The organism is Kluyvera sp. STS39-E (assembly GCF_040932435.1).
Lineage (GTDB): Bacteria > Pseudomonadota > Gammaproteobacteria > Enterobacterales > Enterobacteriaceae > Kluyvera.
In genome coordinates, this window is the sequence record NZ_JBFQGA010000005.1 from 150998 (window position 1) to 165312 (window position 14315).

The 14315-nt window shown below is 53.9% G+C and carries 11 protein-coding genes; 6 read left to right on the forward strand and 5 right to left on the reverse strand.

Going from position 1 to position 14315, the window contains the following annotated elements; translation table 11 throughout:
* The first annotated feature begins 197 nt into the window (after positions 1–197).
* Positions 198–1397 (forward strand): NAD(P)/FAD-dependent oxidoreductase, encoded by a 1200-nt coding sequence (locus AB4K05_RS12445; protein ID WP_368480281.1) that lies wholly within the window; start codon positions 198–200, stop codon positions 1395–1397.
* 125 nt (positions 1398–1522) lie between these two features.
* Here AB4K05_RS12445 and rsmJ read toward each other — a convergent pair whose 3' ends face one another.
* From rsmJ to AB4K05_RS12460, 3 genes are all read right to left on the reverse strand, one after another.
* Positions 1523–2275 carry a 16S rRNA (guanine(1516)-N(2))-methyltransferase RsmJ gene (gene rsmJ / locus AB4K05_RS12450; protein ID WP_368480282.1) on the reverse strand — a complete coding sequence of 251 codons (753 nt, stop codon included), beginning with the start codon at positions 2273–2275 and terminating at the stop codon, positions 1523–1525.
* An 8-nt stretch (positions 2276–2283) separates the two neighbouring features.
* Complete coding sequence (gene prlC, locus AB4K05_RS12455) at positions 2284–4326, reverse strand: oligopeptidase A (RefSeq protein WP_368480283.1); 2043 nt, start codon at positions 4324–4326, stop codon at positions 2284–2286.
* 84 nt (positions 4327–4410) lie between these two features.
* Positions 4411–5025 carry a LysE family translocator gene (locus tag AB4K05_RS12460; protein ID WP_368480561.1) on the reverse strand — a complete coding sequence of 205 codons (615 nt, stop codon included), beginning with the start codon at positions 5023–5025 and terminating at the stop codon, positions 4411–4413.
* A gap of 114 nt (positions 5026–5139) precedes the next feature.
* Here AB4K05_RS12460 and AB4K05_RS12465 point away from each other — a divergent pair, with 114 nt between their 5' ends.
* The 3 genes from AB4K05_RS12465 to gorA all read left to right on the forward strand — a co-directional run bounded on the left by AB4K05_RS12465 (position 5140) and on the right by gorA (position 8493).
* The gene (locus tag AB4K05_RS12465; protein ID WP_368480284.1) at positions 5140–6033 is read left to right on the forward strand and encodes a LysR family transcriptional regulator; all 894 of its coding nucleotides are present in this window, start codon (positions 5140–5142) and stop codon (positions 6031–6033) included.
* 159 nt (positions 6034–6192) lie between these two features.
* Positions 6193–7035, forward strand: a complete 843-nt coding sequence (locus AB4K05_RS12470; RefSeq protein ID WP_368480285.1) for a 23S rRNA (adenine(2030)-N(6))-methyltransferase RlmJ — start codon at positions 6193–6195, stop codon at positions 7033–7035.
* Between the two features lie 105 nt (positions 7036–7140).
* On the forward strand, positions 7141–8493 hold the full coding sequence (gene gorA / locus AB4K05_RS12475) for a glutathione-disulfide reductase (RefSeq protein ID WP_368480286.1): 1353 nt from the start codon (positions 7141–7143) through the stop codon (positions 8491–8493).
* 88 nt (positions 8494–8581) lie between these two features.
* On the opposite strand, the gene AB4K05_RS12480 is transcribed toward gorA, so the two are convergent.
* Entirely contained in the window at positions 8582–9322 is a 741-nt protein-coding gene (locus tag AB4K05_RS12480; protein WP_368480287.1) for a MipA/OmpV family protein, read from the reverse strand.
* Between the two features lie 118 nt (positions 9323–9440).
* On the opposite strand from AB4K05_RS12480, the gene AB4K05_RS12485 reads away from it, so the two are divergent.
* Entirely contained in the window at positions 9441–10376 is a 936-nt protein-coding gene (locus AB4K05_RS12485) for a LysR family transcriptional regulator (RefSeq protein ID WP_368480288.1), read from the forward strand.
* 30 nt (positions 10377–10406) lie between these two features.
* Here the strand turns inward: AB4K05_RS12485 and fhuE are convergent, their stop codons facing one another.
* On the reverse strand, positions 10407–12545 hold the full coding sequence (gene fhuE / locus AB4K05_RS12490; protein WP_368480289.1) for a ferric-rhodotorulic acid/ferric-coprogen receptor FhuE: 2139 nt from the start codon (positions 12543–12545) through the stop codon (positions 10407–10409).
* Between the two features lie 402 nt (positions 12546–12947).
* On the opposite strand from fhuE, the gene AB4K05_RS12495 reads away from it, so the two are divergent.
* Positions 12948–14039, forward strand: coding sequence for a YncE family protein (locus AB4K05_RS12495; RefSeq protein ID WP_368480290.1), 1092 nt, complete (start codon positions 12948–12950; stop codon positions 14037–14039).
* Positions 14040–14315 lie beyond the last annotated feature (276 nt).

The window sequence follows — 14315 nt, forward strand, 5'->3', positions numbered from 1 at the left end:
TGTATCTTCTTCAGCGAACGAATTCCATACAGCCGTGATAATCCGTATTTAGTTAAAAATTAATTTTATTAAATATCAGTTAGATATACAAATATCATCGTGTGATTTTGTCATTGTGTGCAGATCCACATTGCAATCTTTAACTGCGACCAATAAAATCCGAGTAAATAAATCGTAGTCATCAGTGAGAAACAACCATGCGTAAACAAATTCTGATCGTCGGTGCTGGCTTTGCCGGTATGTGGGCAGCCCTGAGCGCCGCGCGTCTGGCGGATATTAATAAGCAGTCCATTGATATTACGGTGATTGCGCCACAGCCCGAGCTGCGCGTGCGTCCCCGTTTCTATGAAAGCGCCGTCCAGACGCTGGTTGCTCCGCTGCAACCACTGTTTGACGTCACTGGCGTTAACTTCCTGCGCGGCACCGTCGAACAGATCCTTCCGGCCTCTAAAGAGGTGAGTTGGAAAGATGAAAACGGCGAAGTGCGTCTGCGCCGCTACGACCGCTTGGTTCTCGCCAGCGGCAGCCACGTTAATCGCAATATGGTGGCAGGTGCCGCAGAGCATGCTTTCGATCTCGATCAGTTGGAAAGCGCTACCGTACTGGAGCAGCACCTCAACGATCTGGCGACGCAGCCCGCGAGCGAAGCACGTAATACCGTGGTGGTCTGCGGCGGCGGCTTCACCGGGATTGAAATGGCGCTAGAACTCCCAGGTCGTCTGCGCGATATTTTGGGTGCCGATGCTAAGACAAGAGTGGTCGTAGTTGAACGTGGCGCCGAGCCGGGCGGCCGCTGGAGCAAGGAACTGCGCGATGTGATTATCGATGCCTCCGCCGAGCTGGGCGTGGAGTGGCTGGTGAATGCAGAAGTCGAGAGCGTTGATGCCTCTGGCGTCACGCTTAAAGATGGCCAGGTTATCACGTCGCAGACGGTTATCTGGACGGTCGGAGTCCAAGCGAGCGACTTGACCGCACAGATTGACGCGCCGCGCGACCGTCAAGGGCGTTTGCACGTCAATAGCAATCTGCAGGTGCAGGGCTATGAGGATATCTTCGCCACCGGTGATGTGGCCTACGCCGCGACGGACGACAAAGGTAACCACGCGCTGATGACCTGTCAGCACGCTATCCTGCTGGGTAAATTTGCCGGTAACAACGCCGCGGCGAGCCTGCTAGAAGTCGCCCCCCTGCCGTACCGTCAGGAAATGTATGTGACCTGTCTGGATCTGGGCGCATGGGGCGCGGTGTACTCTGAAGGTTGGGATCAGCAGGTGAAGCTCACGCGTGAAGAGGCGAAGAAGCTGAAAGTGTCGATTGTTAGCGAGCTGATTTACCCGCCGAAGGCCGACCGCGCCGTGGCATTTGAGACGGCCGATCCTTACGCGCCGTTTGTTTAATATCGTGCAATCATCCCCCCTCACCCTAACCCTCTCCCCTTAAGGGAGAGGGAACCGAATGAGCGGTTTGCACGTTCTGCTTTTCTCCCTCGCCCCTTTGGGGAGAGGGTCGGGGTGAGGGGACTCTACGCCACCGTCCCCGCATAAATATCAAACCGATGCCCTTTGGTCACCACAGCATTCGGCGTCGCCACGTCCGCCAGCGGTGGAGCGTAATCCGGGCGCTTCACCACCACGCGTTTGGTGGCTAAGCTTCGCGCCGGTTCCAGTAGCCCATCGGCATCCAAATCGGGCCCCACCAGCGACTGAAACACGCGCATCTCTTTCTTCACCAGCGCGCTTTTCTGTTTGTGAGGGAACATCGGGTCGAGGTACACCACCTGCGGACGCGGGGTGATATCGGTTAGCGCCGTCAGGCTTGAAGCGTGGATCAGCTGTAAACGCACCTGCAACCACGAACCAATTTCCGGGTCAGCATAACCGCGCGCTAGGCCATCATCGAGCAACGCCGCTACCACCGGATTACGTTCCAGCATCCGCACGCGACAACCAACCGAGGCCAGCACAAAGGCATCGCGGCCCAGCCCCGCCGTCGCGTCCACGACATCGGGTAAATAATCCCCTTTCACACCCACGGCTTTGGCAACGGCTTCACCGCGACCACCGCCGAATTTACGCCGGTGCGCCATCGGGCCGCCGACAAAATCCACGAAGATACCGCCGAGCTTTGGTTCATCGCGCTTGCGCAGCTCTAGATGCTCTGCTGTCATCACCAGCGCCATCAGGTTGTCAGCATCGTGCTCCAGCCCCCAGCGAGCGGCCAGAACAGATAAGGCGCCGTCTCCGGCGCCTGTCTCATCAAGTAAACAAATTTTCACTCGAGTAATCAGCCTTTAATCCCGTAATGCGCCAGCATCGCATCCAACTGTGGCTCACGGCCACGGAAGCGTTTGAACAGCGCCATCGGCGCTTCAGAACCGCCGCGGGTCAGGATGTTATCGAGGAACGATTGGCCGGTTTCACGGTTGAAGATACCTTCATCTTCAAAGCGGGAGAAGGCATCTGCCGCCAACACATCAGCCCACAGATAGCTGTAGTATCCCGCCGCATAACCGCCAGCGAAGATATGACTGAAAGCATGCGGGAAGCGGCCCCAGGTTGGGCCTGGAACCACGGCAACCTGCTTCTTAATCTCGGCCAGCGTCTCCAGAATTTTGGCCCCTTGCTGCGGGTTAAATTCGGCATGCAGGCGGAAATCGAACAGACCAAACTCCAACTGACGCAGAATAAACAGCGCCGCCTGGTAGTTTTTCGCGGCCAGCATTTTATCCAGCAGTTCCTTCGGCAGCGGTTCACCGGTTTCATAGTGGCCGGAGATAAACGCCAGCGCTTCCGGCTCCCAGCACCAGTTTTCCATAAACTGGCTTGGCAGTTCGACCGCATCCCACGGTACACCGCTGATACCGGAAACCCCCGGGGTTTCGATGCGGGTCAGCATATGGTGCAGACCGTGACCAAATTCGTGGAACAGGGTGATCACTTCGTCATGGGTAAACAGCGCCGGTTTGCCGCTAACCGGGCGGTTAAAGTTACAGGTCAGGTAGGCGACCGGTTTTTGCAGCGAGCCATCTGCTTTGCGCATCTGCCCCACGCAATCGTCCATCCACGCGCCGCCACGTTTGTGCTCGCGGGCGTAGAGATCGAGGTAGAAGCTGCCGCGCAGTTCGTTGTGCTCATCGTAAAGCTCGAAGAAACGAACTTCGGGGTTCCAAACATCGATGTCGGTACGCTCTTTGGCCGTGATGCCGTAAATGCGCTTAACCACTTCGAATAGACCGTTAACGGCTTTGTTTTCCGGGAAGTACGGACGCAACTGCTCGTCGCTAATGCTGTACAGATGCTGTTTCTGTTTTTCGCTGTAGTAGGCGATATCCCACGGCTGCAGGTCATCAACGCCAAATTCTGCTTTAGCGAAGGCGCGCAACTGGGCCAGCTCTTTTTCACCCTGTGGACGGGCGCGTTTTGCTAGGTCGGTCAGGAATTCGAGTACCTGCTGCGGATTCTCGGCCATTTTAGTTGCCAGAGATTTAAAGGCGTAGCTTTCAAAGCCCAGTAGCTGCGCCAGCTCGTGGCGCAGGGCGAGGATCTCTTCCATCACCGGGCTGTTATCCCATTTACCGGCATTCGGCCCTTGGTCCGACGCACGCGTAGAGTACGCGCGGTACAGTTCTTCACGCAGCGCTTGGTTGTCACAGTAAGTCATTACCGGCAGATAGCTTGGGATATCCAGCGTCAGGAGATAACCGTCCTGCTCTTTGGCTTCGGCCTGCGCTTTTGCGGCAGCCAGCGCACTTTCCGGCATCCCGGAGAGCGCGGATTCATCGGTCACCAGCTTGCTCCAGCCCATGGTGGCATCCAGCACGTTATTGCTGTAGAGGTTACCGAGTTCTGACAAACGAGTCGCAATTTCGCCATAGCGCTGCTGCTTTTCTTTTGGCAAGCCAATACCGGACAGTTCAAAATCACGCAGCGCGTTATCCACCGCTTTCTTCTGCGCTACGCTCAGCGTCGCGTAGTTATCGCCGTCGCGCAGGTCACGATAGGCTTTATACAGACCTTCATTCTGCCCTACCCAAGTGCTGTATTCAGACAGCAGCGGCAGCGTTTGCTCGTAGGCTTCGCGCAGCTCCGGACTATTTTTTACCGAGTTCAGGTGGCTAACCGGCGAGAAGATACGCCCCAGCACATCGTCCACTTCAGCAAGCGGCTGGCAGAGGTTTTCCCAGCTATACGGCGCGCCTTTAGCAACCACACGTTCCACATTTTCGCGGCAGTCGTTCAGCGCCTTGTTAACGGCAGGAACGACATGCTCGGGTTGAATCTGGGAAAACGGTGGCAGCTCGAAGGGCGTCAGTAATGGATTGGTCATATGCGCAGTCCTGATCTAAGAAAGAAATGAAGCGCCTAGCGGCGCTTAGCGATAGATCTAGAATGGGGGATAGTTGTTGGAATTTCAATGATAGTGGGCACTCATTTCACCTAGGTTGTAGGCAATACCGAACAACGCCACACCCAGTAAAAAGAGCGATGACAGACATTCCAGGCGTCGGCTATATCGACCGCGCGGCAAACATCTCACGGTGAGGATATACAGCGACAAAACACCAAGGTCGAAAAGCATCCACACCAGCGAGAGTGTCAGCATGCTGAGCGTGAAATGGTGGGTGACCGCGACAAACTGTGGGAAAAAAGCACTAAAGAAGAGGATATCTTTCGGATTAGAAATCCCAATAAGAAAACCCTGTACTACACCGCCGCGCGAAGGTGTCACGACGCGGGACTCACCTAGGCGCCGCAGCCCACCGATAGCGCTCCAGCCGATATATAGCGAACCGCTCAGCCCCAATAGTGTTAAAAAAAACGGCGATACGGAGACCACGCCAATAAGCATCAGTATTGCCAGCGCCATTAGTACCAGCGAAGCGGCATTCGTGCCCAACAGCGTGAGGAACGCCTGTCGGGCACCGTCACGAGCTGCGGTAGCCGTTACCAGCGCCACCACCGGACCGGGCGTCATCAACAACAACAGAATCGCCAGCATATAGGCGACAAGCAGCGAATAATTCATTTCAATACCGAACAAGCCAAGGAAGAACACCGCCATTATTAGCGAGGCATCCGGCGTTGAAAAACGTAAAAAACTGCGCTTCAATGTGAGTTAAACTCACTATTGATGATCACCATGCCGCTACCGCCGCTGTATGCTCTCCGCGCTTTTGAAGCTGCCGCTCGCCTAGGATCATTCAGCAAAGCCGCTGAATTACTCAACGTCACGCCCGGTGCCATCAGCCGTCATATCCGCACGCTGGAGCAGTGGTTTGAGTGCGAGTTGTTTCGCCGTCACGGACCACGCGTTGAGATATCGGATGCCGGTCGCGCGCTGGCCTCGCAGCTGAGCGATGGTTTTCAAAGCCTTGAACTCGCCTGTGAGGCCTTTAGTCGCCGACGCCATGAATTACGCTTAAAGGCCCCATCAACGCTCACCCTGCGCTGGCTGCTGGCGGCGCTGAAAAATCACGCCATACCGCCGGTTGAGCTGGCTAGCGTTTGGATGGATACCGATAGCGTGGACTTCCAGCGAGAGCCCTACGACTGTGCGATTTTGCTGGGCGACGGCCATTTTGGCGCAGGCACCGAAAGTCGGTTGCTGTTCGAGGAATGGCTAATCCCAATCTGCTCACCGGCTTTAGTGGCAACAGCACGCCGCCAGCTTGCCGACGGCGAGCTGATTCATCCCTCTCCTGACCGTCGGGATTGGCGACGCTGGCTTAAACGCACGCAACAACATCCTCACCTGAATATTGCTCGTGGCAAGGTGTTCGATACCCTTGAGCACGGTTATCTGGCGGCCATCGGGGGCCACGGTGTATCGGTGGGTGATTTGCTGTTGAGCCTCGATGCCATCGCTAGCGGGCTGCTGGCGCTGCCGTTTAATGAAGCGGTGTCAACGGGCGAAGGCTATTGGCTGGTGTGGCCGAAAGGCTCACCGCGCGCGCCGAGCATCAACACGCTCTATCACGGATTAGTGAAGGCGATACCGCAGCCGCTGCCGCCTTCGCTCATCTATCTACGCTAGGTGAATGTGCCCGTCGATGGGCGAGAGTAGGAATGGGCCAGCCGCCAACCTAATGCCCCGGTTTACCCGGCGCTGTTGAAAACATTCAGGTCAGGTAATCTACGCCGATCTGCGGTAAACTGTCGGTTATCTTGTTTAATTCCCGGAATCTCTGCACCCATGCTCAGTTATCGCCACAGCTTCCACGCTGGCAACCACGCCGACGTACTCAAACATACCGTTCAGAGTCTGATCATTGAATCGCTCAAAGAGAAAGAAAAACCGTTTCTCTATCTGGACACCCACGCCGGTGCAGGCCGCTATCAGCTGAGCGGCGAGCACGCCGAGAAAACCGGTGAATATTTAGAAGGGGTTGCTCGCATCTGGCAGCAAGACGACTTGCCGGAAGAGTTGAAGCCCTACATCTCCGTGCTGGAGCATTTCAACCGCAGCGGTCAGTTGCGCTACTACCCAGGCTCCCCGCTGATTGCCCGTCAGCTCCTGCGCGAGCAGGACAGTCTGCAGATGACCGAACTGCACCCAAGCGATTTCCCCCTGCTGCGTTCTGAATTCCAGAAAGATAACCGTGCGCGCGTGGAAAAAGCCGATGGCTACCAGCAGTTGAAATCCAAGCTGCCGCCAGCCTCTCGTCGCGGCCTAGTCCTTATCGACCCACCGTACGAAATTAAATCTGATTATCAGGCGGTGGTCGCAGGTATTCACGATGGCTATAAGCGTTTTGCGACCGGGACCTACGCCCTTTGGTATCCGGTTGTGCTGCGCTCGCAGATTAAGCGCATGATCAAAGACTTGGAAGCTACCGGCATCCGTAAAATTTTGCAGATCGAACTGGCCGTGCGTCCAGACAGCGATCAGCGCGGCATGACCGCTTCCGGCATGATTGTTATCAACCCGCCGTGGAAGCTGGAAGCACAGATGAACGCAGTGCTGCCGTGGCTGCACAGCAAATTGGTTCCGAGCGGCATTGGTCATACGCTGGTTAACTGGATTGTGCCAGAGTAATCGCAGACATCGGTGGAACCTATTGATTTCAGGTATACAATCGCGAGTATTTTGACGGTGAGTATGACGCTCACCCGTCCGACATTGAACGTTTGAGGAGCGGCCATGACCAAACATTACGACTACATCGCCATCGGCGGCGGCAGCGGCGGTATCGCCTCGATTAACCGCGCAGCTATGTATGGCCAAAAGTGCGCGTTGATTGAAGCTAAAGACCTCGGCGGTACCTGCGTCAACGTCGGTTGCGTGCCGAAGAAAGTGATGTGGCATGCCGCGCAAATTCGCGAAGCCATCCACCTGTATGGCCCGGATTACGGCTTTGACGCGACCATCAATAACTTCGATTGGGACCGTCTTATCGCCAGCCGTACCGCTTACATCGACCGTATTCACACCTCCTATGACAACGTACTGGGTAAGAATAAAGTCGATGTGATTAAAGGCTTTGCACGCTTCATCGATGCGAAAACGGTCGAAGTGAACGGTGAGACGATCACTGCCGATCATATTCTGATCGCCACCGGCGGTCGTCCGAGCCACCCGGCGATTCCGGGCGTGGAATTCGGCATCGACTCCAACGGTTTCTTCGAACTGCCAGCGCTGCCAAAACGCGTTGCTGTGGTTGGCGCGGGTTACATCGCCGTAGAACTGGCGGGCGTAATTAACGGCCTAGGTGCCGAAACGCATCTGTTCGTACGTAAACACGCGCCACTGCGTAGCTTCGATCCTTTGATCGTGGAAACGCTGGTTGAAGTGATGAACGCCGAAGGCCCAAATCTGCACACCAACGCCGTGCCGAAAGCCGTGGTGAAGAATGCCGATGGTAGCCTGACCTTGGAGCTTGAAGATGGCCGCAGCCAGACCGTGGATTGCCTGATTTGGGCGATCGGTCGTGAGCCGGCAACCGACGACTTCAATCTGGCAGCAACCGGCGTGAAAACCGACGAGAAAGGCTACATCGTTGTTGATAAGTTCCAGAACACCAGCGTGGCAGGGATTTACGCCGTGGGCGATAACACCGGTGCCGTTGAACTGACACCGGTCGCTGTTGCCGCCGGTCGCCGCCTGTCCGAACGCCTGTTTAACAACAAGCCGGACGAGCATCTGGACTACAGCAATATTCCGACCGTGGTCTTTAGCCACCCGCCAATCGGCACCGTCGGCTTAACCGAGCCGCAGGCGCGCGAGCAATACGGTGACGACGCGGTGAAGGTCTACAAATCGTCGTTCACGGCAATGTATACGGCGGTGACCTCTCACCGTCAACCATGCCGTATGAAGCTGGTTTGCGTGGGTCCAGAAGAGAAGATTGTCGGTATTCACGGCATCGGCTTCGGTATGGATGAAATGCTGCAGGGCTTCGCGGTGGCGCTGAAGATGGGCGCGACGAAGAAAGACTTCGACAACACCGTCGCCATTCACCCGACAGCCGCGGAAGAGTTTGTTACCATGCGCTAAGCCGTGTGAAACGGATAATAAAAAGCCAGACGACCGTCTGGCTTTTTTTATGTCTCGCGATTGGGCGCTGCGCTTAATAGGCAGCCGATTAGAAGCGCCAGCTCACGCCGGCCAGTAGGGTCAAGCTGTCATCTCTGTCGACCATCGGGCTGTTTTTAATCTCATCCGGCAACACGCTGTAGGTGGCGTTAGCCAGCAGCACCAAATTGCGGGTCAGCGGGTATTTCATCGTCAGGCCCATATACGGCATCCAGCTACTACCCGGCGACCATGACGATAAACCACTGCGTCGAGCTTCATGGCTGGAAACACCGTAGTAATAGCGGTTGAAAGCGTCATCATAATAATAAACACCAACGGCTGGCGTTATCGAGAGTTTGCCTAATGCTAGCGGGCGAAAATAGGACAACTCCCCCACCCAACCGCTGCTATTATCCAGAATATCTGCCGCCGCCGAGACCTTCAGGCTGCCCCAGTTTTCATGGTGATACCACGCCGCGCCCGCCATTGCGCTGCCTTCACGCTTATCCAATTGCTTCATGGCATTATCATCATTATCTGCCGGGTCGAATTTCAACGGCATCCATGATCCCGTCAGACTAATTTCATCACGCTTATTTTTAAATAAGGCGTAACCTAAAGTAGTCTGGCGAATATAAAATGAATCACCTTCATAACTGATTATCGGAACAGCGTGGGTATTTTCATTATATCCACGATAAATGGATTCATTATATACCGCACCCGCACCCACCGATAATTCTGACGCCGTGGCATTGACCATAAAAGAGAGCGTCAGCAGGAAGATAGCCTTCCGTTCAATTGACATTGCAGATATCCCAATCTATTATCACATTTTGATGCTGAATATGATAATGTTCGTATTAATATTGCTGCAACCTCGATATTTATATAGAACCATATCAATTCTTATATAGAGTCGAGTAATGAAAAAGCTTCAGATAAAACCACAGGAATTAAAAATAATCGCGGTCGTTGCTGCCAGTGAAAACATCAGCCATGCCGCTACAATCCTAGGCATGGCACAGGCCAATGTCAGTAAGTATCTTGCTGATGTTGAATCAAAAATTGGTTTAAAGATTTTTGAACGCAGCTCGCGTAAGGTCACCTGCACTCGCTTTGGGGAAACGCTGCTGCCTTATGTCAACGAATTACTGGAAAAAGAAAATCAGCTTAATAATTTCATCGCTGATTATAAGCATGAGAAAAATGGCAAAGTCACAGTCTACGCACCAACGATGATTAACGCTTATTTAGCTAAAAACGTCGTCAGCAAAATAACGGATATTGGTAATATTAACCTGTATCTCAAAACATTTAACCTTGAGCATAAATCCTTTCATGAAGGGTCAGACTTCCCTGATGACTGCGATATTTTAATTACCTGCGTTCAGCCCAAAAATGAATCTCTGGTTGCCAATTTTATTACCAAATATGCGGTCAGTGCCTACGCCAGCACGGCGTATCTGACACAACATCCGATAAGCACGCCGGACGAACTCGAACAACATTCTTGTATTCTGATGGACTCGATGATGATTGATGATGCCAACATCTGGCGCTTCAGCCTAGCGGGAAGCCAAGAGAGCCGCGATTTTCGCGTCACCGGCAATTACATTTGCGATAACACCCGCTCGGCGCTTGAGCTTGCGCGTCACGATCTAGGGATTATTTTTGCGCCTAAAACCAGCGTACAGGCCGATATCGAAGCAGGCGTACTCGCCCCCTGCTTTGCCGAACAGTATGAATGGTGGTTGGATCTGGTGGCTATCTATCGCAAGCGTGAATATCAGCCGTGGCGTGTGCAGTTTATTCTTGATGCACTAATGGGTGAAATGCGCCGCCAGATTGCGCAGGCCTAGCCCCCGGCATACGCCGGGGGAAGGCACGGTTTAGAACGAATAATTCAAGCTAACCGACAGGTTACGCGGTTCGCCGTACACCGCTGAGTCATCCAAGTAGGAGTAGTACTCGCGGTCGAACAGGTTGTTGATGTTCGCCTGCACCGCCAACTGTTTGGTCACCTGATACTGGGCAAACAGGCTGACCAGCGGGTAGCTGCTCTGGTAAAGGCGCTGCGTTTCGCCGTCCGGCCCGGCCACGTCTTTATAAACGCGGTTTTGCCAGTTAGCGCCGCCGCCGATGGTCAGCTCAGGCATCACCGGTACACGGTAACGGGTGAACAGTTTAAGCTGCGTTTGTGGCGCAAAACTGTTGTAGCGACCGTCGCTGTCCGTGGCGACATAGCGTGTGGCGCTGAAGGTCAGTTGCAGGTTATCGGTCACCGCGCCGTTGACTTCAAACTCGGCGCCTTTACTCACCGCACCGCTAGTTGCCCGGTATGCCTGCTCGCTCGAGCCATTGACGAATTCACCGCTCACCGCCTCGGCCACATTCTCCTGCTCAATGCGGAAAACGGCAACGTTAGTGGTCAAGCGCCCGTCCATCCAATCCGCTTTCAGACCGGTTTCGTAGTTCTTACCGGTGACTGGCGATAACCAGGTGCCGCTGGCAGAACGCTTGGTCTGTGGCGCAAAAATCGACGTATAGCTGGCGTAGGCCGACAGGCTTTCTGTCAGGTCGTAAACCAAGCCACCGTATGGCGTGATGTTGTACTTACGCATGTCGCCGCTGCTGCCATCGGTGCTGTACTGGGTGTATCGCGCACCAATAACCAACGACAGGGGATCGGCAAGGGAAAGACGAGCCGCGGTGTAGGCAGATTTCTGCCGCACGATATCATCGGCGTTCTGATACCAGTCGCCCCACGTTGGCTGCGCCACGCTTCCGTTCCAATTATTATCGAAAATACCAATCTGACTGGCATCCATCGGTCCATCTTGGCTTGAGGTCGCGTTATGCTGGCGGCTGTAGCTCGCGCCCGCCATCAGTTGGTGCTGACGCCCCAATAACTTGAACGGCCCGCTAGCGTAGGTATCGAAAGAGTCGACGGTACGCTTCCCTTTATCTTTGCTCCCCCAGCCGCTTGCACCATCGCCGGTATCCGCATCCGGATTCCCCATCACATACAGCAGGGTATCATTGAAGGTTTGCTCGCCGTGGGTTCCGTTAAAGCGATACGACCAGCCGTTATCCCAATCATGGGTTAAGTCGACAAAGACCTTACGCGATTCAACCTGGTAGCGCGTCCAGTCGGCCGCCGTGTTGGTGCTCCGGTCATAATGCGTGCGAGTGCCGTTGCTATAGAGACTTGGCAGACCGCCCCAGGTCGGGTTGCCGGTGTTGGACTTTTGGTAGTCCCAGCCCAACGACACGGTGGTGTGGTCCGTGAGATCCGCATCGACCACACCGTAGAGGAATTTTTTGGTTTTATGGTAACGGTCAAGCCAGCTGTCCTGATCTTGATAACCCGTGACGATGCGCCCACGCAGGCTGCCATCGGAGTTTAACGGCGTGGAGAGATCGGCCACGTAACGCTGGTTATTCCAGCTACCATAGCTGGCGCTAATATTGCCGGTCGCCGTTTTGCTATCTGCACGTTTACGCACCATATTAACCGTTGCGCCGGGGTCGCCAGCGCCGGTCATCAGGCCATTGGCGCCGCGAACGATCTCAATCCGGTCATAAATTGCGGTATCTTCTGCAGCATCGCCGTAGTTCCACGCATCGCCAATCGAGGTGGGGATATCGTCATAGGAAAAACTGGTGATTTCAAAACCACGTGAGTAGTAGTAAGAACGCTCTGAGTCTATCTGCTGTGAGGAGACGCCGGTGGCGTTGGTCAACACATCATCCACCGTTTGCAGATCCTGATCTTGCATACGCTGCCGTGTCACCACGCTGACGGACTGAGGAATGTCGCGCGGGGCCAAATTCATTTTGGTGCCAGCATGGGTCGTTTTGACGGCGTAATCCTGCTGTTCATCCGCCGAGCTATCCGTGCTGCCATACACCACCATATCCTGACTTTTTTCTTCCGCGTGCGCCTGCTGGACGAAACCATGAATGGCCAGCGCCAACAGCGAAACCGTCAGCGATTTCCCGCCTATTTCCCTGCCATAAAAATGCATAATTATTCCCATTAGATCTTGTTGTTGTGAGTGAAGCCGTTCCGCCCGCAGCGTCAGGAAATAACCCGCTTTTCCGTAAGCGATTGACCTGCATAAAAGCGACATAGGCAACGAATGAGAACGATAATGATAATTACTCGCTTTAAATAACGCAGGTTGTTTTATTGGTTAAATGTAAGGAAATGTATACATGTTTTATATCAATGAATTGGTAACATTTTATGCCGTCTTAGCCGCCTAAATATCGTCATGAGAGGGGCAAGAGAGACACTGTGCTAGGCACTACGTGATTATGGGGTTTGCTCATTTTCTATAAATAATTATTATTCTCATTCTTATTAAAACTCTCCCGTCGCGGTTTTGCCTCACTCGGGAATTGCTTATCCAATGATGGAGTTTCGAATGGTATCGTTATTCAGCCCGCGTAAAACGGCGCTCTCCGCCGCCTTGATTACTGCTTTCGCCCTCACCGCCCTGCCTGCTGCTGCCGAAAATGCACAGCCTGCTGAGAACGCCGCTGCCTTAAAAACCGCTTCCTCCGTCACTCAGCGCGAGCTGGGCGATGGCCTGTATGAAATGGCGTATGTGTCGGCCGAAAATGCTCTGTTTGTCGCGAGCGCGCAGAGCTTTAAAGATGTGAACGGCGGCGTGATTTATCGCCTCGATCCGGCGACACTCGCCACCAAAGGCACAACCCACACCGATCTAAAAAACTTTGGTATGGCTATCGATGACGACGGCAAGGTGTTCTACACCACCAACTCGCTGGACGGTGCGGTTTCCAAGGTGGATGCGAAAAGCGGCAAGGTGCTGCAACGTTTAGTGCTGGACGGTAAAAAAGACAAGGACGGCGACCCAACCGGCGCACGTGAAGTGTTATTCCATGACGGTCTGCTGTTTATCGGCCGCGTCGCCGAGCCTGGCTTTATCTCCATCGTAGATGCCAAAACCATGACCCTCAAAGGGCGCATTGATAACGCTGGGAAATGGGTTACCGGCATCATCTATTCGCCGCTCACTAAGCGCATTTACGCCACCAACGGCGCGGGTGAAGTGCTGGTTATCAATCCACAGAACTACAAGATAGAGCAGCGCTGGACGCCGGGCGACGACAAAGAATATCTGCTGCTGAACATGGCGGAAGACCCGAAAACCGGTCGCCTGTTTGTTACCGACGATTCAAAAGCCAAAACCACGCTGGTGTTCGATGAGCATACTGGCAAGGTGATTAAGCGCATTGATGGCGACGCGCTGGGCATTAAATTCGACGCGAAGCGCAATGAGATCTTCATTAGCCAACGCGAATCGAAGAAAGTGCTGCGCCTTGATGCCACCAGCTATGCCGTGAAACAGACCTGGGACTTCACTAGCCGTCCGAACAGCCTGCTGCTGTCAGACGATGGCAAAACGCTGTTCGTGACGCTCAAGCAGGACTTCAACAAAGATTATTCAACCAAAGGGTTGGATAGCGTGGCGCGCATTAAACTGGATTAATTCTCGTCGTCGCATCATCGCAACGCAGGGCACGGGAACCACACCGTGCCCAATATCCAGATGCCATTCACTAAACGAAAATAATAAAATCACTCGCCTTTCATTTATTTACTACGCAGCACCGGTGAATACATTAATTATGATTACCACCGACGGGTTATAAAAATAACCATCAATAGGCAGTCGCTACCTACCTTATTATTTACAAGAAGTTACTGCGGCGATCGCATATAAATCATGGTATTTTGTCGCAGCGACAAATTACGCGACCAGTAG

Excerpts from the sequence above, each read along its gene's own strand:
- AB4K05_RS12465 (WP_368480284.1), top strand. The coding sequence starts at position 5,140 with ATGCCGCTACCGCCGCTGTATGCTCTCCGCGCTTTTGAAGCTGCCGCT.
- prlC (WP_368480283.1), bottom strand. The coding sequence starts at position 4,326 with ATGACCAATCCATTACTGACGCCCTTCGAGCTGCCACCGTTTTCCCAG.
- fhuE (WP_368480289.1), bottom strand. The coding sequence starts at position 12,545 with ATGCATTTTTATGGCAGGGAAATAGGCGGGAAATCGCTGACGGTTTCG.
- AB4K05_RS12485 (WP_368480288.1), top strand. The coding sequence starts at position 9,441 with ATGAAAAAGCTTCAGATAAAACCACAGGAATTAAAAATAATCGCGGTC.
- gorA (WP_368480286.1), top strand. The coding sequence starts at position 7,141 with ATGACCAAACATTACGACTACATCGCCATCGGCGGCGGCAGCGGCGGT.
- AB4K05_RS12495 (WP_368480290.1), top strand. The coding sequence starts at position 12,948 with ATGGTATCGTTATTCAGCCCGCGTAAAACGGCGCTCTCCGCCGCCTTG.
- AB4K05_RS12470 (WP_368480285.1), top strand. The coding sequence starts at position 6,193 with ATGCTCAGTTATCGCCACAGCTTCCACGCTGGCAACCACGCCGACGTA.
- AB4K05_RS12445 (WP_368480281.1), top strand. The coding sequence starts at position 198 with ATGCGTAAACAAATTCTGATCGTCGGTGCTGGCTTTGCCGGTATGTGG.
- AB4K05_RS12480 (WP_368480287.1), bottom strand. The coding sequence starts at position 9,322 with ATGTCAATTGAACGGAAGGCTATCTTCCTGCTGACGCTCTCTTTTATG.
- AB4K05_RS12460 (WP_368480561.1), bottom strand. The coding sequence starts at position 5,025 with ATGAATTATTCGCTGCTTGTCGCCTATATGCTGGCGATTCTGTTGTTG.